General features: G+C 72.5%; 15 protein-coding genes. 7 read left to right on the top strand and 8 right to left on the bottom strand.

Annotation, left to right across the window (positions count from 1 at the left end; translation table 11 throughout):
- Window positions 1–23 precede the first annotated feature (23 nt).
- Window positions 24–1,556: an amino acid permease gene (locus EDD29_RS16710; RefSeq protein ID WP_123665297.1), complete on the top strand. Its 1,533-nt coding sequence runs from the start codon at window positions 24–26 to the stop codon at window positions 1,554–1,556.
- A 60-nt stretch (window positions 1,557–1,616) separates the two neighbouring features.
- On the opposite strand, the gene EDD29_RS16705 is transcribed toward EDD29_RS16710, so the two are convergent.
- Window positions 1,617–2,291 (bottom strand): TetR/AcrR family transcriptional regulator, encoded by a 675-nt coding sequence (locus tag EDD29_RS16705; RefSeq protein ID WP_123665296.1) that lies wholly within the window; start codon window positions 2,289–2,291, stop codon window positions 1,617–1,619.
- A 154-nt stretch (window positions 2,292–2,445) separates the two neighbouring features.
- On the opposite strand from EDD29_RS16705, the gene EDD29_RS16700 reads away from it, so the two are divergent.
- From EDD29_RS16700 to EDD29_RS16680, 5 genes are all read left to right on the top strand, one after another.
- A complete protein-coding gene (locus tag EDD29_RS16700; RefSeq protein WP_123665295.1) occupies window positions 2,446–3,270 on the top strand; it encodes an urea amidolyase associated protein UAAP1 in 825 nt (274 codons plus the stop codon).
- A complete protein-coding gene (locus EDD29_RS16695) occupies window positions 3,267–3,887 on the top strand; it encodes an urea amidolyase associated protein UAAP2 (protein WP_123665294.1) in 621 nt (206 codons plus the stop codon). The genes EDD29_RS16700 and EDD29_RS16695 overlap by 4 nt, the downstream gene beginning before the upstream one ends.
- Window positions 3,884–7,423, top strand: coding sequence for an urea carboxylase (gene uca, locus EDD29_RS16690; RefSeq protein ID WP_123665293.1), 3,540 nt, complete (start codon window positions 3,884–3,886; stop codon window positions 7,421–7,423). Before EDD29_RS16695 ends, uca begins: the two co-directional genes overlap by 4 nt.
- Before the next feature lie 97 nt (window positions 7,424–7,520).
- Window positions 7,521–9,152 carry an allophanate hydrolase gene (locus tag EDD29_RS16685; protein WP_123665292.1) on the top strand — a complete coding sequence of 544 codons (1,632 nt, stop codon included), beginning with the start codon at window positions 7,521–7,523 and terminating at the stop codon, window positions 9,150–9,152.
- A gap of 120 nt (window positions 9,153–9,272) precedes the next feature.
- Window positions 9,273–9,752 (top strand): DUF6328 family protein, encoded by a 480-nt coding sequence (locus tag EDD29_RS16680; protein ID WP_123665291.1) that lies wholly within the window; start codon window positions 9,273–9,275, stop codon window positions 9,750–9,752.
- A 255-nt stretch (window positions 9,753–10,007) separates the two neighbouring features.
- Here the strand turns inward: EDD29_RS16680 and EDD29_RS16675 are convergent, their stop codons facing one another.
- From EDD29_RS16675 to EDD29_RS16645, 7 genes are all read right to left on the bottom strand, one after another.
- The gene (locus tag EDD29_RS16675; RefSeq protein WP_123665290.1) at window positions 10,008–10,214 is read right to left on the bottom strand and encodes a hypothetical protein; all 207 of its coding nucleotides are present in this window, start codon (window positions 10,212–10,214) and stop codon (window positions 10,008–10,010) included.
- A 9-nt stretch (window positions 10,215–10,223) separates the two neighbouring features.
- Window positions 10,224–10,478, bottom strand: coding sequence for a hypothetical protein (locus EDD29_RS16670; protein WP_123665289.1), 255 nt, complete (start codon window positions 10,476–10,478; stop codon window positions 10,224–10,226).
- A 12-nt stretch (window positions 10,479–10,490) separates the two neighbouring features.
- Entirely contained in the window at window positions 10,491–12,149 is a 1,659-nt protein-coding gene (locus EDD29_RS16665) for a S8 family peptidase (protein WP_246052812.1), read from the bottom strand.
- A gap of 121 nt (window positions 12,150–12,270) precedes the next feature.
- Window positions 12,271–12,537 carry a hypothetical protein gene (locus tag EDD29_RS16660; RefSeq protein ID WP_123665288.1) on the bottom strand — a complete coding sequence of 89 codons (267 nt, stop codon included), beginning with the start codon at window positions 12,535–12,537 and terminating at the stop codon, window positions 12,271–12,273.
- A 125-nt stretch (window positions 12,538–12,662) separates the two neighbouring features.
- On the bottom strand, window positions 12,663–13,448 hold the full coding sequence (locus tag EDD29_RS16655; RefSeq protein ID WP_211359752.1) for a class II glutamine amidotransferase domain-containing protein: 786 nt from the start codon (window positions 13,446–13,448) through the stop codon (window positions 12,663–12,665).
- Window positions 13,449–13,463: 15 nt separating this feature from the next.
- The gene (locus tag EDD29_RS16650; RefSeq protein WP_123665286.1) at window positions 13,464–15,233 is read right to left on the bottom strand and encodes an N-acetylglutaminylglutamine amidotransferase; all 1,770 of its coding nucleotides are present in this window, start codon (window positions 15,231–15,233) and stop codon (window positions 13,464–13,466) included.
- 22 nt (window positions 15,234–15,255) lie between these two features.
- Window positions 15,256–17,745 (bottom strand): carboxylate--amine ligase/circularly permuted type 2 ATP-grasp protein, encoded by a 2,490-nt coding sequence (locus EDD29_RS16645; RefSeq protein WP_123665285.1) that lies wholly within the window; start codon window positions 17,743–17,745, stop codon window positions 15,256–15,258.
- Window positions 17,746–17,941: 196 nt separating this feature from the next.
- On the opposite strand from EDD29_RS16645, the gene EDD29_RS16640 reads away from it, so the two are divergent.
- Window positions 17,942–18,121 carry a hypothetical protein gene (locus EDD29_RS16640; protein ID WP_123665284.1) on the top strand — a complete coding sequence of 60 codons (180 nt, stop codon included), beginning with the start codon at window positions 17,942–17,944 and terminating at the stop codon, window positions 18,119–18,121.
- The last annotated feature ends 115 nt before the right edge of the window (window positions 18,122–18,236 follow it).

Genomic DNA, 18,236 nt, shown 5'->3' with positions numbered 1-18,236 from the left:
ATGACGAGACGGGAGCCGCCGCCATGACCGCAACAGCGCCACCGCCGCCCGCCCCGGCCGGCGGGAAGGACGACGCCGCAGCCCTCGCAGGGTTCGGATACCGCCAGGAACTGCACCGCAGCATGGGGCGCTATGCCTCGTTCGCGGCGGGTTTCTCCTTCATCTCCGTCCTCACGACGGTCTTCCAGTTCTTCGCCTTCGGATACGCCTTCGGCGGCGGCGCGTTCTTCTGGACGTGGCCCGCCGTCCTCATCGGCCAGCTGCTCGTGGCCGCGTGCTTCGCCGAACTCGCCGCGCGCTACCCGCTCTCCGGAGCCATCTACCAGTGGTCGACCCGGCTGAGCAGCGAGGTCTTCGGCTGGTTCGCCGGCTGGATCATGGTGATCGGCCAGATGGTCGTGGTCGCCGCCGCCGCGCTCGCCCTCCAGGTGGTGCTGCCCGCGATCTGGAGCGGCTTCCAGCTCGTCGGCGGGGACCCCGCGCCGACGACCGCGACCGGGGCCGCGAACGCCGCGATCCTCGCCGTCGTCCTGCTCGTGCTCACCACGATCGTGAACGTGCTGGACAACCGGGTCCTGTCGACGGTCAACCGGATCGGCGTCACCGCGGAGATCATCGGCGCGGTGCTCATCATCGTCCTGCTGCTCACCCACTCCGAGCGGGGCGGGGGCGTCACCCTGCACACCGGCGGCGAGGGCGGCGCGCTCGGCGCGCTGCTGGTCGGCTCGTTCGCCGCGGCCTACGTGCTGATCGGCTTCGACAGCGCGGGCGAGATGAGCGAGGAGACCCGCAACCCGCGCCGGACCGCGCCGCGCACGATCCTCATCGCGCTGATCGCGGCGGGCGTCCTCGCGACCCTGATGGTGTTCGGCGGCCTGCTCGCCGCGCCCAGCCTGGACGACGGGCGCCTGGCCACCGAGGGCCTGTCCTACGTGCTGACCAGCAGCCTCGGCTCGGGCGTCGGCAAGGCGCTGCTCGTCGACGTGGCCGTGGCCGTCACCGTCGCGACCCTGGCGATCCAGACCTCGGCGACCCGGATGCTGTTCTCCATGGCCCGCGACGGCGTCCTCCCGGCCTCCGGCCCGCTGGCCAGGGTCTCCCCGCGGACCGGCATGCCCGCCGCGCCCGCGATCGTCGTCGGCGTGGTCGCGGCGGGGCTCTGCCTGCTCAACCTCGCCTCACCCGAGGCGTTCCTGGCCATCGGAACCACCTGTATCGCCATGCTGTACCTGGCGTACGCGATGGTCACCGGGCCGATGCTGGTGCGCAGGCTGCGCGGCGCGTGGGGCACCGAGACCGGGACCGACGAGACGGGCCGGCCACTGTTCTCCCTCGGCCGGTGGGGGCTCCCCATCAACGTCCTCGCCCTGGTCTACGGGCTGTTCATGACCGTCAACCTGGCGTGGCCGCGGGCCGCCGTGTACGACCCGGCGGGCGGGCACTGGTACTTCCAGTGGTTCACCGTGCTCTTCGTCGGCGCGACCGTCGTGATCGGGGCCGTGTACCGGACGCTGCGCCGCCGCGCCGTCGTCCCGGCCGCGGCCGTCGCCGACTAGGACCAGGCAGGGACCCGGAACCCCGTGCGGGCGTTCCGGGTCCTTCGCCGTTCCGGGTCCTCAGCCCTGGGCGAGCTTCGCCGCCCGGGCGCGGACCTCGGCGAGGTCCTCCTCGCGCGCCCCGGCCACCCTGAGGGCGGCATCGGCCGTGGCGGCGGCGAAGGCCTCGACGGGGCGGTCGGGGTCCGAGCGGTGGATGAGGATGACGCCCTCGATCAGCCCGAAGACGAGGTCGGTGCGGACCGCGACCTCGCCCGCGTCGAGCGCCGTGCAGCAGGCGGCGTCGGCGAGCAGCCGCCCGTACGCCTCCTTGAGCTCCCGGCGCATCCGGGCGAACCCGGCGAACCGCTCGGTGCGCACCTCGGGCAGCAGGTAGAGCGCGCCCAGGTTGTGCGGGCCGCCGCAGAGCAGCACCACATCGGAGCGGCACAGCTGCCACAGCCGGGCCTCGGCGGACCCTTCGGCGGCGAGCAGACCGCGGGCGAGGTCGAGCGACGGCCTGACCGTGCCCTCCAGCAGCACCGCGAGCAGATCCTCCTTGCCGCCGAAGTAGTGGTACATCGACGCCTGGCGCATCCCGGAGCGCTCGGCGACGGCCCGCGTGGACGTCGCGGCGTACCCCTGCACGGTGAACAGCTCGGCGGCGGCGGCCAGCAGTTCCTCCCGCGCGGACAGCCCGCTGTCGGGACGCCGCTCCGCGCGGGGCCTGCCCACCCGTCTGCCCGTGGTGCTCATGGCCCGATCGTGCCACATCGCCGCAGGGCGGGAGCCGGACGGCGATGCCGGTGAGGATCCAGCAATATCACCGTAACGAGGGAGCAATCGCCCGGAAGCTCCGCCCACCTAGTTTCTGTCGTGCGACAGAAATTGGCTTTGAGGAGGTCGAGCGATGGAGACGGCGACGACGTTCGGCGCACGGGACCACGCCCGTGCGCAGGAAGGGGCGCAGGCCGAGGCCATGCCGGTGGTCCCCGCCACCGCATGGCCCGACCCGCCCCGGGAGGCCGGTCCCCTGGTCTGGGCGGAGACCGTGGCGGGCGGCAACTACACGCACAGGGCCCTCGCCAGGGGCACCGAGCTGCGGCTCACCGACCTGCGCGGCGACGCCTGCGCGCATCTGCTCCTGTTCGTCGCCGACCGGCCGTGGGAGCGGCTGAACGTCGCCGACACCGTCAAGGTGCAGTGGAACGCCTACCTCGGCGAAGGCAAGCTGCTGCTCTCCGACCAGGGCCGGGTGCTCGCCTCCGTCGTGGCCGACTCCTCGGGCCGCCATGACGCGCTGTGCGGCACCTCCACGCTCGTCCGCAACACGGCGAGGTACGGCGACGGGACTCCGCAGTCCGCGAGCCCGGCCGGCCGCGAGCTGTTCAAGCTCGCCGCGCTCAAGAACGGGCTCGAGCCGCGCGACCTGCCACCGTCCCTGTCGTTCTTCCAGGGCGTGCGGGTCGGCGAGGACGGCGCGTTGGAGTTCACCGGATCCGCGGGCGCGGGGGCGTCGCTCACGCTGCGCGCCGAGCAGGATCTGACCGTCCTCATCGCCAACGTCCCGCACCCGGCCGATCCTCGCCCGGAGTACACCAGCACGCCGCTCGAAGTGCTCGCCTGGAAGGGCCGCGCCACCGCGCCCGGCGACCCGCTCTGGGAGGCGAGTCCCGAAGGCCGCCGCGCCTTCCTCAACACCGCGGACTTCCACACCGCCCGGGGGCTCGCATGACCGTTCCGACCGAGACCACCTCGACAGTTCCGGCCCGCGCCGCCTGGTCCGCGATCGTCCCGGCCGGGAACCTGCTCACCATCACCGACCTGCACGGCAACCAGGCCGTCGACTTCCTCGTCTACGACGCCCGGGACACCACCGTCCGGTACAGCGCGCCCGACACGATCCACGGCCAGGGCGGCATCTTCCTGACGACGGGTTCGGTGCTCCTGTCCAACGAGCACACGCCGCTGATGACGGTCGTCGCGGACACCTGCGGGCGGCACGACACCGTCGGCGGGGCCTGCTCCAAGGAGTCCAACACCCTCCGGTACGGGCACCACACCTGGTCGCAGCACGCCTGCGTCGACAACTTCCTCGCCGAGGGCGCCAAGTACGGGCTCGGCAAGCGCGACCTCGTGTCGAACATCAACTGGTACATGAACGTGCCCGTCGAGGCCGACGGGACGCTCGGGATCGTGGACGGCATCTCCTCCCCCGGGCTCCAGGTCGTCCTGCGCGCGGAGACCGACGTGCTCGTCCTGGTCTCCAACTGCCCGCAGATCAACAACCCGTGCAACGGCTTCGACCCGACTCCCGTCGAGATGACGATCACCGACGGGGCCACGGCATGAGCTTCGACACCCTGCTCGTCGCCAACCGGGGCGAGATCGCCGCCCGGATCATCCGCACCGCACGGCGTCTGGGAATCCGCACGGTCGCGGTGTTCTCCGACCCGGACCGGGACGCCGAGCACGTCAGGCTGGCGGACGAGGCGGTGCGGCTGGGGCCGGCGCCCGCCAAGGAGTCGTACCTGGACGTGGAGCTGGTGCTCAAGGCGGCGGCCGAGACCGGCGCCGGGGCGATCCACCCGGGATACGGATTCCTGTCGGAGGACGCGGAGTTCGCCCGGCGCTGTGCCGAGGCCGGGATCGTGTTCGTCGGGCCCACCCCGGACCAGCTCGAGCTGTTCGGGGCCAAGCACACCGCGCGGGCCGCGGCCGAGGCCGCGGGGGTGCCGCTCGCGCCCGGGACGGGGCTTCTGGCCGATCTGCCGGAGGCGCTGGAGGCCGCCGGGCGGATCGGATATCCCGTGATGCTCAAGGCGACCGGGGGCGGCGGCGGGATCGGGATGAGCGCCTGCCGCGGCGCGGCGGAGCTGGCCGACGCGTGGGAGCGGGTGCAGCGGGTCGCCGCGGCGTCGTTCTCCTCGGCCGGCGTCTTCCTCGAACGGCTCGTGGAGCAGGCCCGGCACGTCGAGGTGCAGGTGTTCGGCGACGGGGCGGGGCGGGTCGTCACGTTCGGGGACCGGGACTGCTCGCTTCAGCGGCGGAACCAGAAGGTCGTGGAGGAGGCGCCCGCACCGGGGCTGCCCGCGCACGTGCGGGCGGAGCTCGCGGAGGCGGCGCGGAGCCTTTGCGCGTCGGTCGGGTACCGGTCCGCCGGAACCGTCGAGTTCGTCTACGACGCGGCGCGGGAAGAGGCCTACTTCCTCGAGGTCAACACCCGGCTCCAGGTCGAGCACCCGGTGACCGAGGAGATCTACGGGGTCGACCTCGTGGAGTGGATGCTGCGGCTCGCGCAGGGCGACACCGGGGTCGTCCGGGAGCCGGGGGCTGCGCGGGGGCATGCCGTTGAGGCCCGCGTATACGCCGAGGACCCTTCGCGCGACCACCGGCCCAGTGCGGGCCGGCTGACGCGCGTGGCGTTCCCCGTCGGCGTCCGCGTCGACTCCTGGGTGCGGACGGGGACCGAGGTGACGACCTCCTACGATCCGATGCTCGCCAAGGTCATCGCGCACGGCGCGTCCCGGGAGGAGGCCCTCGCCGGGCTCGACGCGGCGCTCGCGGCGAGCCGGGTCGACGGCATCGAGACCAACCTCGGGCTCGTGCGCGCCGCGCTCGCCCACCCGGACGTCAAGGCCGCCTCCCACTCGACGGCGACGCTGGCCGAGGTCGCCGATCCGACCCCGCGCGTCGAGGTCGTCTCCGGCGGGACCCTCACGACCGTGCAGGACTGGCCGGGACGGACCGGGTACTGGCAGGTCGGCGTGCCGCCCTGCGGTCCGATGGACGATCTGTCGTTCCGGCTCGGCAACCGCGCGCTGGGCAACCCTGAGGGGGTGCCCGGCCTGGAGTGCACCCTTCAGGGGCCGTCCTTGCGCTTCACCCAAGCGACGACCGTGTGCGTGACGGGGGCTCCCGCGCCCGTCAGCGTCGACGGGTCGCCGGTGCCGCAGTGGGCGCCGGTCACCGTTCCGGCGGGAGCGACGCTCCGGATCGACGCGCCCGAAGAGCACGGACTGCGGACGTACGTCCTGTTCGCGGGCGGCGGGCTGGACGTGCCCGAGTTCCTGGGCAGCGCCTCGACCTTCACGCTCGGCCGGTTCGGTGGGCACGGCGGGCGGGCGCTGAGGACCGGCGACGTGCTGCGCGGCGGGACCGCCGACGACGCCGGGGCCTGCGTACCGGAAGCCGACCGGCCCGTCTTCGGGCGGGAGTGGGAGCTCGGCGCGGTCGAGGGGCCGCACGCCGCGCCCGAGTTCTTCACCGAGGACGACATCCGCGACTTCTACGCCGCGGACTGGAAGGTCCACTTCAACTCCGCGCGGACCGGGGTCCGGCTCGTCGGGCCCAAGCCCCGGTGGGCGCGCAAGGACGGCGGCGAGGCGGGGCTGCACCCGTCGAACATCCACGACACGCCTTACTCGGTCGGCGCCGTGGACTACACGGGCGACATGCCCGTGCTGCTCGGACCGGACGGGCCATCACTCGGCGGGTTCGTGTGCCCGGCGACGATCGCGTCGGGGCAGCGCTGGAAACTCGGGCAGCTCCGGCCCGGGGACACGCTGCGGTTCGTGCCGCTCACGGCGGCCGCCGCCGGCGCGCTGCGCCGGACGCCCCAGGCCCGGCCCGTCGCCGACCGGGCGGCGATCGCCGACGGCGGGGTGCTGGACCGTCGCGGCGACGTCACCTACCGGCGCAGCGGCGACGACAACCTCCTCGTGGAGTTCGGGGAGATGGAACTCGACCTCGCGCTGCGGATGCGGGTGCACGCGCTCCAAGAGGCGGTCGTCGCGGCGGGGATCGACGGCGTGCTCGACCTGACGCCCGGGATCCGCTCCCTCCAGATCAAGTTCGATCCGGACGCCGTCGCACCGGAGGCGCTGCTCGATCTGGCGCGGGAGATCGAGGCGGGGCTGCCGCCGAGCGATCAGCTCGTGGTGCCGTCGCGGACGGTCCACCTGCCATTGTCGTGGGACGACCCGGCGACGCGCGAGGCCATCGCGCGGTACATGGCCGGGGTGCGGGACGACGCGCCGTGGTGCCCGTGGAACATCGAGTTCATCCGGCGCGTCAACGGGCTGGAGTCCGTCGACGACGTGTTCCGGACGGTCTTCGACGCCGAATACCTCGTGCTCGGGCTCGGGGACGTCTACCTGGGCGCGCCCGTCGCGACCCCCCTGGACCCGCGGCACCGGCTCGTCACCACCAAGTACAACCCGGCACGCACCTGGACGGCGGAGAACTCCGTAGGCATCGGCGGCGCCTACCTGTGCGTTTACGGGATGGAAGGACCCGGTGGATACCAGTTCGTCGGGCGGACCACGCAGGTGTGGTCGAGCTGGCAGCCGGAGGGCGACCCCTGGCTGCTGCGGTTCTTCGACCGGATCAAATGGTACGAGGTCGGGCCCGAGGAGCTGCTGGAACTGCGCGCCGACATGGCGGCGGGCCGGTTCACCCCGCACATCGAGGAAGGCGTCTTCGCGCTCGCCGACCACGAGCGGTTCCTCGCCGGCAACGCCGGGTCCATCGCGGAGTTCCGGGCGCGGCAGGCCGCCGCGTTCGGCGCCGAGCGCGACGCGTGGGAGGCCGCGGGCGAGTTCGCCCGTGCCGAGGCCGCCTCCGCGCCGCCCCCGCCTCCCGCCGAGATCACCGTCCCCGAGGGCGGGCACCTGGTCGAGGCCGAGTTCGCCGCGTCGGTCTGGCAGGTCGCGGTCTCGCCCGGCGCCACCGTCAAGGCGGGCGACCCGCTCCTCGTGCTTGAGGCCATGAAGATGGAGGCCCCCGTCCACTCCCCCTGCGACGGCGTCGTCACCGAGGTCCTCGCCGCCCCCGGCGGCCAGGTCGAGGCGGGCACCCCCCTGATCGTCCTCGGCCCGCCCGTCTGAGCACCCCGCCCGCGATGGCGGCACATCCCAGCCGGGCGGGCCGCCCGCCCCGTCAGCGGGCGGCCCGCCCGGCCCGCACCACCGAAAGGGTCCATCGATGACCGAACGCATCCTCGCGCGCGTCCGCGCCGCCTACGACCGCATCGCCAAGGTCGACCGCCCGGAGATCTGGATAGACCTGCGCCCGCAGGCCGACGTGGAGGCCGAGGCGCTGGCGCTCGACCCCTCGCTCCCGCTGGCCGGGCGGCTCCTGGCGGTCAAGGGGAACATCGACGTGGGCGGGCTCCCGACCACGGCGGGCTGCCCGTCGTACGCCTACCTCCCCGACCGTGACGCCCCGGTCGTCGCCCGCCTCCGCGCGGCCGGCGCGCTCGTCATCGGCACCACGAACCTCGACCAGTTCGCGACGGGCCTCGTCGGCACCCGCTCGCCTTACGGCGCGGTCCGGAACTCCGTCGACCCGTCGCGCATCAGCGGCGGTTCCAGCTCCGGATCCGCGGTCGCCGTCGCGCTCGGCATCGCCGACCTCGCCCTCGGCACCGACACCGCGGGGTCCGGCCGCGTCCCGGCCGCCTTCAACGGCATCGTCGGGCTCAAGCCGACGCGCGGACTCGTCCCCACCGAAGGGGTCGTCCCGGCCTGCGCGAGCCTCGACTGCGTGACCGTCTTCGCCCGCACCCTCCCCGAGGCCGAACAGGCCCTCACCCACATGGTCGTCTCCGCGGGCGCGGCACCGGTCCGTGCCCCTGGCCCGTGGCGCGTCGCCGTCCCCGACCTCGCCCAGCTCGGCGAACTCGACGCCGGATGGACCGACGCCTTCCAGCGCGCGGCGGCCCGGCTGGAGGAATCCGGAGCGATCCTCCAGCCCATCGACCTCGTCCCCTTCACCGAGGCCGCCGCGATGCTCTACGAGGGCGCCTTCGTCGCCGAGCGCTACACCGCCGTCGGTGCCTTCATCGACGCCCAGGCCGAGAAGGGCGGCGACGGCCTGGATCCGACCGTCACCGGCATCGTCCAGCGCTCCCGCGACGTCCCGGCCCACCGCCTCTACAGCGACCGGGAACGCCTGGCGACCCTGCGCTCGCGCGCCATGGCGGCCCTCGCCGACGCCGACGCCCTGCTCCTCCCCACCGCGCCCGGCCACCCCACCCTCGCCGACGTCGCCGCCGACCCGCTCGGCGCCAACGCCCGCCTGGGCAGGTTCACCAACTCCACGAACCTCTTCGGCCTGGCCGCGGTGGCGGTCCCGGCGGGCGACGTCTCGGGCCTTCCCTTCGGCGTCATGCTGATCGGCCCCGCCCACACCGACGACCGGCTGGCCCGCGTCGCCGCCCTTCTCACCCCCTCCGCCCGGATCGCCGTAGTCGGCGCCCACCTGACCGGCCAGCCCTTGAACGGCCAGCTCCTCGCCCTGGGCGCCCGCTTCTCCCGGTCCGTCAGAACCGCCCCCGCCTACCGCCTCTACGCCCTGGCGACCGAGCCGCCCAAGCCCGGCCTGGTCCGGGTCCCCGAAGACGGCTCCGCCATCGAAGCCGAAGTGTGGGCCCTGCCTCCGGAGGGCCTGGGCGCCTTCCTGGCCGCCCTCCCCCGTCCCATGGCCCTCGGCAGCGTGGAACTCGCCGACGGCACGTCGGTCCCGGGCTTCCTCTGCGAGCCCTCCGCGCTCACCGACGCCGCCGACATCACCTCGTTCGGCGGCTGGCGCCCCTACCTGGCCTCACTGGTGTGACCCCGCCCGACCGGCCTGTCCGCGGGCCGGTCGGGACATCAAGATCCCCCCAAGAGGAATCTTTCTGGCATTCCCGGCAATAGGAAGAGGTAGCCACCGCCTGCCCCCGGAGCCGCCCCCGTGACCCGAGAACTCCCCGACGAGAAGGTCAACGAGACCCCGGCGGAACGCGCCGACCGCAATTTCGTGGAATTCCTCCAGGGCATCCGCGTCGCCGTCACCGGCGTCCAGGTCCTCTTCGCCTTCCTGCTGACCGTCCCCTTCTCCGCCGGCTTCAAGGACGTCTCCACAGGCGAACGCACCCTTTTCTACCTCGCCCTCGTCTCCGCCGCCCTGGCCTCCCTCTTCTTCATCGCCCCCGTGGCCCAGCACCGCATCCTCTTCCGCCAGGGCCTCAAAGAGGACCTGGTCCGCCGCGCCAACCTCTACGGCCTCATCGGCACCGCCGCCCTGGCCCTCTCCATGACCTCCGCCACCTGGCTCGTCACCGCCCACCTCTTCGAAGGCCCGCTCCCCTCCCTGACGGCTGCGGGCATCGTCCTCCTCGCCGGCTGGCTCTGGTTCGTCGAACCCGCCCTCCACCGCACCAACAACAACTGAGAAGACCGGCCCGCGACCTTCACCTTCGACGCCCCGGCGGGCGAAGCCGCAGCCGACGACCCCGAAACCGCCGACGAGCGAGTCCGGGACCAGGCCGAAGCCGCCCGGGGCGGGTCAGGCCGTGCTCCCGCCACCTCTTCGAGACCGCCAAAACGAACCCCTTGCCCCGCACGACCCGATCCTAGGAACCCCCCGCCGACATTCCGTGCCCTCCGCGGGCCGCTCGCCAGGGCGGGCGGCCCGCTCCACTCGAACTCAGTTCGGAGACGGGGCCGCTCCGGCGTCCATGGCCCGCAGCAGCGGTGTGCCGAAGGAGCGATCGCGGTCCGCGGCCTGCTCCGGCGGTCCGGCGGGCGCGGGACCCCCGTCGAGGACCTCGACGGCCGACGGCGTCCCCGCGCCCCAGGAATCCGGCCCCTCTGACGGGCGCCCGGCATCGGTGATGGTGATGTTCACGTGCATGGGGTTCTCCTAGTTCAGGACGGCGTACCGCGCCTCGAAGTCCGTCGGCGCGGACCCTAGGTTCTTGACGGTGAACCAGTAGGTCACCGACGTCGCCGACGCGCGCTCCACGTCGACCTCCCACTCGATCTGCGGGCCACCGGGCTGCGGGGTGGTCGGCATGAAGTTCCAGGTGACGTGCCAATCCTGGGGCCAGCTGTGGGTGAACCACTGGCCGGTCTGCCCGGGGCCGAGGGCCCCGGTGAACTGCGTGCCCACGCGCATGCTCTTCTCCCTTCACCAGCCGAGGACGTCGAAACGCGCCTCGAAGTCCACCGGCGCTCCGGTCTTGTTGGTCACGTCGATCCAGTAGGCCGCGAACCTGTCACTCGACCGCTCGGTCCTGACCCGCCACGTCAGCTGCGGCGCGCCCGGCTGCGGGCTCGTCGGCACGACCGTCCACACGACGTGCCAGTGCGCGGGCCAGCTGTGCGTGAACCAGCGGGCGGTCTGTCCGGCCGCGAGGGTGCCGTGGAACTGCACCCCGCCCCACTGCTGGGTCCGCAACGCCATCGGGATGAGGGCGCGCAGGTCCGGACGGTTGCCGATGCGCTGGGAGGCGGGCCGTCCTGGCGCGTCCTGCTGCGGCGCGCCCGTCGCGCGCAGTATCTCCCTGGCGCGCGCGGGGGACAGCGGAACCCGCCCCGCGGCCTTGAGGACACCCTGCACGCACGCCAGCGACCCGGTGACCATCGGCGACGCGCTCGACGTCCCACTGAAGCGGTCGGTGTACCAGAAGTCCGGGTTCATACCGCCCTGAAGATCCCCGTACCCGGTGGTGGTCACCTCCCGGCCCCACCCTTGGGCGTCCAGGCAGGCCCCGTGGTTGGAGAAGTCGAGCCGGGACCGGTCGGGTCCCCAGTCGCGGCCGTGGGTTCCGGGCGGCGGCGCGCCCGCGCCGACGAGCACCGCACCCGCGTCCAGCCCGTCACGCCGGAACGGATTCCGCCACCATGCGGGGAACCCCGCCGCCGGGGCGTCGTAGACCGTGTCGTCGAGGTTCTCGGCGCCGTTGCCGGCCGCCTCCACAACGATCACGCCCTTGTTCACGGCGTACCGGATCGCCAGATAGTCGTCGGGCCACCACTCGACCGCGATGAAGCCCTGCTGGCCTGAGCCCGTCGCGCGCGGCCCCGGCCGATGGATCTCCAGCAGCAGGATGTCCCCCGGAGACAGCCGGTCCGCCGCGGACTTGATCGCCGTCGCGGTCGGCTCGGAGAACGAGGACGCGCTGATCACCGCGTCCGGGGAGATTCCCGTGATCCCCATCGTGTTGGCGTCGCCGCTGATCTCGCCGAGGACCGCCGTGCCGTGGTTGCTGTCGCTGCTGTTCGTCCCGGCGATCACCCCGCCCTGGTTCTGCACCAGGTCCTCATGGCTGAAGCGCCAGCCCCACTCGCAGTCGATGATCCGCACCCCGGTGCCCCTGCCGCCCGGCCGCGTCCACGCGAAAGCCGCGTCCACTCCGGCCGGCGCCGCACCGAGGTAGCCCTGGTGCGACGTGAAGTCGGGTGTCACCGCGGGGGCCTCGCCGACGACCGGGAGCATCTCGTTGATCGCCTCGGTCGTCCGCTCGTCCTCCATGACGCGGGCCAGTTCGCTCCGCGGTTTGACGTAGGCGGCCTCTACGACCTCCAGCCGCATCAGCCGGTCGGCCAGTTCCGCGAAGCGGGACTCCGGCGCGTCCACGTGGTAGCAGCGCGCCATCCGGTCGAGGTTCTCGGTGGCGACGTCCACCTCACCGTTCGGGCTCGCCTCGGCCGACCGGCCACGCAGGCGTTCGGCGTCGGCCCCGAAGAGCGGGGTCATCACGACGTCCGGCGACGACGCCAGCTCGTGCAGGCCCTGGACGTTCTCCCCTCTCGGGGAGAACGCCTCCCGCGGGGTTATCCGCACATCCGAATCGGCTTTCGTCACACAGATCAGTTCGGCGCTTCCATAAGTCGTCCGTTCCGCGTGGCCTTCGTTTCCCTGCCCGGCCATTGACCTTTCCGCCATCGTGGCCCCCCGCTCGCTGTCACGGCGCGCTCGCCTGCGGTTTCACATATGCCGATGCCACATCTGCCTGGTCGAGCAGCCTTTCCACGACGGCGTCCGCGTCGGCCCTCTCGCTGAGGACGGCGTGGTACCACGTCGCCATCTCGGGGTCGGCCACGCCCGGGTACAGCGGCTCCAGCGCGACACCCAGGTTCTCGACCAGCCCTCGGACCGCTGATCCGGCCCTCATCCGGACGATGATCTCCGGAGGTCTCACGGGGTGTCCGGCATGCTCGCTCACCTCCATTCGGAAACCATGCCGAATGGTTGATACCCGAACGAGGGCACCCGCATATGAGAGGATCACAAAAATGCACGACGCCGCGCGGGCCGTCCCCCTGTCGATCAGGGGAGGGCCCGCGCGCGGACCGGTCAGACCGGGTCGGTGAGGGCGGGGGCGGCCACGGGGTCGAGGGCGGTGACCTTGACGCCGGTGGGCGTGGCGATCAGGAGGTGGCGGTCCGGGACGGTGACCCAGTGGGGCTCGTAGTCGTGGGGTTCGCTGGCCACGATGACGCCCTCGGGAGCCTCGCGGTAGCAGAGGGTCTCGCCCCAGGTGGTGGCGACGACCACGGAGCCGTCGGTCGCCAGGAGGTTGAGGCAGGCGTTGGAGTCGTTCGCGGCGATGTCGCGGACCAGGTCGGGGACCGCCGCCACCAGGGCCGTGCCCGCGTCCAGGCGCTGCCAGAGGAGCTGGGCCAGGAAGGCGGCGTCGCAGGTGGATTCCGGGACGTAGGACGGGTCGTGGAGGTGGGTGGCGAGGGCGACGTTCAGGTGGCCGTTCAAGGAGAGGAGCGCCTTGCCGTTGGTGAAGGGCGCGGTGGCGGCCTCCTCGATCGGCATGCCGGGGCTCGCGCCGCGCGCCGCGCCCACGACGCAGGTGCCGCGGACCTCGGCGGCGAAGGCCGGGAAGTCCGGGTCCGCCTCGAACGGGCCGGTGCGCCGGTAGGTGACGGCATGGCCGTCGGCGGCGAACCAGCCGATGCCGAAGCCGTCGCGGTTGATCAGGTCGATGTGCTGCCAGCGGGGCCTATCGGCCTGCCGGGGCAGCCCGTAGGCCGGCTTGAGGACGAGGTCCTCGACCGTGCGTTCGACTCCCAGCCAGACGAAATGACGGCACAATGCGGCCTCCCCCGAGACGTTGACGACTGCTTCCACACGCAGGATAGACCGCTAAATCCCATGCTTCTGTAGCCACAGCTCGAGCAGCGCGAGCTGCCACAACGCGTTCGCCCCGAGCGTGGTGCGGTGCTCGGTCGGCGCGGCCAGAAGCCGGGTGACATAGTCCTCATCGAACAGGCCGCGCGCCTTGGCGGCCGGGTCGGTCAGCGCCTCCCTGGCGAGATCCAGATAGGGACCGGAAAGGTGGCGGATCGCCGGGACGGGGAAGGAGCCCTTGGTCCGGTCGATCACCGCGTCCGGGACGACGCCCCGGGCCGCCCGCTTCACCACGCCCTTGCCGCCTTGGGCGAGTTTGAGAGCGGGCGGGCAGGCTCCGGCCAGTTCGACGACCTCGTGATCGAGGAACGGCGTGCGGGCCTCGAGCCCGAAGGCCATGGTCATGTTGTCGACGCGCTTCACGGGGTCTTCGACCAGCATGACCGTGCTGTCCAGCCGCAGGGCCGCGTCGACGGCCTCGGTGGCGCCCGGCTCGGCGAAACGGGCCCGCACGAAGGCGGTGCTGTGATCCTCGCCCAGGTACCGGGGGCTCAGCTGGCCGGCGAGATCGGCGTGCGGCCGGTCGAAGAAGACCTTGGCGTAGTCCTCGGCGGCCCGCCCTCGCGGGGTTCCGGCGAGCGGCGGATACCAGTCGTATCCGGCGAAGATCTCGTCCGCGCCCTGCCCGGACTGGACGACCTTGACGTGCTTCGACACCTCCTGCGACAGCAGGTAGAAGGCCACGCAGTCGTGGCTGACCATGGGCTCGCTCATCGCCCCGACGGCACCGTGCAGGGCGCCGAGCAGGCGGTCGTCGCCGATGTGGATCCGGTGGTGGTCGGTGCCGAACTCGCGGGCCACGAGATCGGAGTACTCGAACTCGTCGCCCGATTCCCCTCCCGCGGCCTGGAAGCCGATGCTGAAGGTGGCGAGCCCGTGCTGGCCCGCCTCGGCGAGCAGCGCGACGATCAGACTGGAGTCGATCCCACCGGAGAGGAGCACCCCGACGGGCACGTCGGCGACCATCCGGCGCGCCACGGCGGTCCGCAGGGACTCCAGGACGGCCCCGGGCCATTCCTCCTCGGGGAGGTCCACATGCCGGGTGAAGGAGGGCCGCCAGTAGACGTGGTCCTCGAACGAGCCGTCCGGCTGGACCGTCCGGACCGTCGCGGCGGGCAGCTTCTCGACCCCGGCCAGGATCGTCCGGGGCGCGGGGACGACCGAGTGGAACGTCATGTAGTGGTGCAGAGCCACAAGATCGAGGGAGGTGTCCACTCCCCCGCCCGCCAGCAGCGCCGGAAGGGTGGAGGCGAACCTCAGGCGGTCCGGCGACCGAGTGAGGTAAAGGGGTTTGATCCCGAGCCTGTCGCGGCCGAGGATCACCACGCCCGTGTCGCGCTCGCGCAGGGCGAAGGCGAACATGCCCTTCAGATGGGAGACGAAGTCGCGCCCCCACCGGTGGTAGCCCTTGAGCAGGACCTCGGTATCGGAGGTGGAGAAGAACCGGTAGCCGTCGGCCTGGAGCTCATCGCGCAGTTCCTTGTAGTTGTAGACGCAGCCGTTGAAGACGCCGGAGAGGCCGAGCTCGCTGTCGATCATCGGCTGGGCGGCCCGGTCGGACAGGTCGATGATCTTGAGCCGCCGATGTCCGAGCGCGAACCCGCCGGACGCCCAGACGCCGGAGCCGTCCGGACCGCGGGACTCCAGGCAGGTGTTCATCCGCGCCACGGCGTCCACGTCGGCGGGGTTGCCGTCGAATCGGATTTCACCACAAAAGCCACACATTTTACTTTTTGTCCTTTCGTCCTCAGGAGAGAAGCCAGGTGTCCTTCGAGCCGCCGCCGCGCGAGGAGTTGACGATCCGGCTGCCCGCCTCCGCGACCCGCGTCAAGGCGAGCGGCACCACCTCGGTCTCGGCGCCCATGCACACGAAGGCCCGCAGATCGACGGCCCGGGGTTCCAGCCGCCCGCCCGCGAAGGTCGGGTGGGTCGAGAGCTCGATCGTCTCCTGCGCGATCCAGGCCGCGGGATCCGCGGTGATCAGGGCCCGGACCTCGGCCAGCTCGGCGGGCGACGCGTCGGGGCCGATCACGACGCCCCTGCCGCCGTACCCGTCGACGGGCTTGACGACGAGTTCGGCGAGCCGGTCCAGCACCTCGGCGAGCCGGTCGGGCTCCCGGCACAGGAAGGTCGGCACGTTGTCCAGGATCGGCGTCTCGTCCAGGTAATAGGAGATGAAGTCGGGAACGTAGCTGTACAGGGCCTTGTCGTCGGCGAGTCCGTTGCCGGGCGCGTTGGCGAGGGTCAGCGTCCCCTCGGCGAGCGCGTCCCGGAGGCCGGGGACCGCCGCGAACAGGTCGGCCTCCTCGATCCGCCGGTACAGCACCTCGACGGGGACGTCGCCCGCGAAGACCCGGTGCCGCGCGTCCACCCGCAGGTCGCCCGGGACGACCAGCGGCACACCGAGCTCGGAGGCCAGCAGCCGGTGCTCGTAGAACGCCGCGTCCGCCGGGCCCTCGCTCACCAGCGCGAGCGCCCGCGACTGGTGCGTCAGCGCCTCCCGCAGAACGGCCACCGCCCGGCGCGGCGAGGACGTCGGCGCCGCCCTGACGAGTTCGGGCAGCACCCGCGCCGCGAGCCACCGGTTCGCCATCGCGTACCCGATGCCCGACGGGACCCGCAGGTTGTCCTCCAGCACGTACCAGCGGCCCGCGCTGGTACGGACGAGATCGGTGCCGGTCACCGCGCACCGGACCACCCCGGGCACGACCAGCCGCCCTTCCGGCCGCATCCCGGGCGAAGAGTCGATCAGTGCGGCGGACACCACGCCGTCCTTGACGATCTCACGATCGCCGTAGGCGTCGTCGAGGAAGGCCTCGAGGGCTCTGGCGCGCTGGGCGAGCCCGGTGGAGACCGCGCCCCAGTCCTGGCCCGCGACGATCCGGGGGAACAGGTCGAAGGGGAACAGCCGGTCTTCGGCGTCGCCGGTGCGGAAGAACATGCCGAGCCCGCGCTGGACCTCGTCGCGGCGGTCCTCCCGTGCGGCGACGCCCTCGGGACCGAGCCGGTCGAACGCGGTCAGGACGAGGCCATAGGGGCGGCGGGCCGTCCGGTCGAACACGATCGCCTCGTCGGCGGAGCTGTCGTAGCCCCGCAGCATCTCCATCACCCGGGTGCGCGGCTTCTCCGGCCCGCTCTCGGTGTGCATGCGCGTCTCGGCGACGAGCAGGTCGACGACCTCCTCCAGCCCGCCGGCCGCGAACGCGGCGCGCTGCCTGGCCGCCGAGCTGCCCCGCTCCAGCGACGCGTGGGCGAGCTCCGCGACCAGGTCCCAGTCCCCGTTCTCCTCCAGGACGGGCCTGAGCCGGTCCAGGAGCCGGTGCACGACCAGCGCCGCGGCGAACGGCCGCCCGCCGACCGGATCGACGAGTTCGCCTTCGAGTCCCTCGCGGGCGGCCCGCCAGGTCTGCGCGCGGACCAGCTCCGACCGCGACCGGATCGGCGGCCGCCCCTCCTCGAGATCCTGGAGCGCGGCGACGACCAGGGCCCGGAACAGCCCGGCGAGCAGGGTCACGTCCTCGACACGGGGGCACGAGTCCGGGATGCGCAGCTCGAGCGTCGGAAGGTGGGAGGACGGCCTCAGGTCGTAGTAGATCATCCCCGGATCGGTGATGACGCCCGTCCGGATGAGGTCGGCGATCAGGTCGTCGTACTCCTGCGCGCTCTCCACCCGCGGCGGCGGCCCCGTCGTCGGCCAGCGCGACCACAGCAGCGTCCGGGCGCTGGCGTAGCCGGAGTCCTCCCCCAGCCAGAACGGCGACGACGCCGACAGCGCCAGCAGCACCGGCGTCCACGGCGCGACCCGGTGCGCGACCCGCACCGCGAGGTCACGGTCCGGCACCTCGACGTGCACCTGCGTCCCGCAGATCAGCTGCTCGCGCGCGAGCAGCTGGTACTCCTCCAGCATGTTCTCGTAGCGCGGGTCGGGCGTGACGTCGAGCGCCTCCATGTCGACGATCGGGACGGTTCCCGCCGCCACCGCGCCCAGCCCGGCCCCTTCGGCCTGCTCCACGACCCCGCGCCGCAGCGCCGCGAGATCCTCCGCGAGGTCCGCGAGCGATACGAACGGCCTGGAGTTCGTCTCCACCACCGACCGCTGCAGCTCGGTGGAGAACCGCTCGGCCTGCAACCTCTCCAGCACCGCGTCCGCGCGCGGCACGAGCCGCCGCGTCCGCAGGTCCACCAGGTGGAACTCCTCCTCTACTCCGACGGCGACGGATTCCGGTCTCTCCTGCATCTCTCTCAACACCCAAAGTCGATATGCCGGACAAATGCCCACCAACTCCCCAACTCACGCCCCGAATCGCGTCAAGTGACCAAGCCCATACCCTTCGCACCGGCACAGGCGCGGCCTCGGGCACCCCCGCCGGGCAATGAGAACGGAACCCGTACGGTGACCCCTCGGCCACGACGGCGGGCCGTAGTGTGCGGGCATGGCGGTGACGAGCAGCGAGCAGAGGGCGCGGGACGAGACGCGCCTGGCGATCCTCAAGGCGATCAAAGGCCGGGCGGAGTACATCTCCCGCAAGCAGGCCGAATCGAGCACGGCCCAGCTCCGCGACCTCGCGGAGGCGTACGCCGTCATCACGGGCACGGCACAGGACCACGCCTAGCGCGGTCGCCCTCTGCGAACACGGGCCGCTCACCTGGGCACGCCCCGGTCCCTCACGGAGGGACACCACGCGGTCCGGCGCGCCCGTGGACGCTCCGGCCGGCGGCCGGCGGCCG

It is taken from the genome of Actinocorallia herbida, from assembly GCF_003751225.1.
GTDB classification, from domain to species: Bacteria; Actinomycetota; Actinomycetes; order Streptosporangiales; family Streptosporangiaceae; genus Actinocorallia; species Actinocorallia herbida.
This window is presented reverse-complemented; position numbering and strand designations above follow the sequence as displayed.

Excerpts from the sequence above, each read along its gene's own strand:
- EDD29_RS16640 (WP_123665284.1), top strand. The coding sequence starts at position 17,942 with ATGGCGGTGACGAGCAGCGAGCAGAGGGCGCGGGACGAGACGCGCCTG.
- EDD29_RS16695 (WP_123665294.1), top strand. The coding sequence starts at position 3,267 with ATGACCGTTCCGACCGAGACCACCTCGACAGTTCCGGCCCGCGCCGCC.
- EDD29_RS16650 (WP_123665286.1), bottom strand. The coding sequence starts at position 15,233 with ATGTGTGGCTTTTGTGGTGAAATCCGATTCGACGGCAACCCCGCCGAC.
- EDD29_RS16670 (WP_123665289.1), bottom strand. The coding sequence starts at position 10,478 with ATGCGCGTGGGCACGCAGTTCACCGGGGCCCTCGGCCCCGGGCAGACC.
- EDD29_RS16685 (WP_123665292.1), top strand. The coding sequence starts at position 7,521 with ATGACCGAACGCATCCTCGCGCGCGTCCGCGCCGCCTACGACCGCATC.
- EDD29_RS16705 (WP_123665296.1), bottom strand. The coding sequence starts at position 2,291 with ATGAGCACCACGGGCAGACGGGTGGGCAGGCCCCGCGCGGAGCGGCGT.
- uca (WP_123665293.1), top strand. The coding sequence starts at position 3,884 with ATGAGCTTCGACACCCTGCTCGTCGCCAACCGGGGCGAGATCGCCGCC.
- EDD29_RS16675 (WP_123665290.1), bottom strand. The coding sequence starts at position 10,214 with ATGCACGTGAACATCACCATCACCGATGCCGGGCGCCCGTCAGAGGGG.
- EDD29_RS16660 (WP_123665288.1), bottom strand. The coding sequence starts at position 12,537 with ATGGAGGTGAGCGAGCATGCCGGACACCCCGTGAGACCTCCGGAGATC.
- EDD29_RS16645 (WP_123665285.1), bottom strand. The coding sequence starts at position 17,745 with ATGCAGGAGAGACCGGAATCCGTCGCCGTCGGAGTAGAGGAGGAGTTC.
- EDD29_RS16700 (WP_123665295.1), top strand. The coding sequence starts at position 2,446 with ATGGAGACGGCGACGACGTTCGGCGCACGGGACCACGCCCGTGCGCAG.
- EDD29_RS16710 (WP_123665297.1), top strand. The coding sequence starts at position 24 with ATGACCGCAACAGCGCCACCGCCGCCCGCCCCGGCCGGCGGGAAGGAC.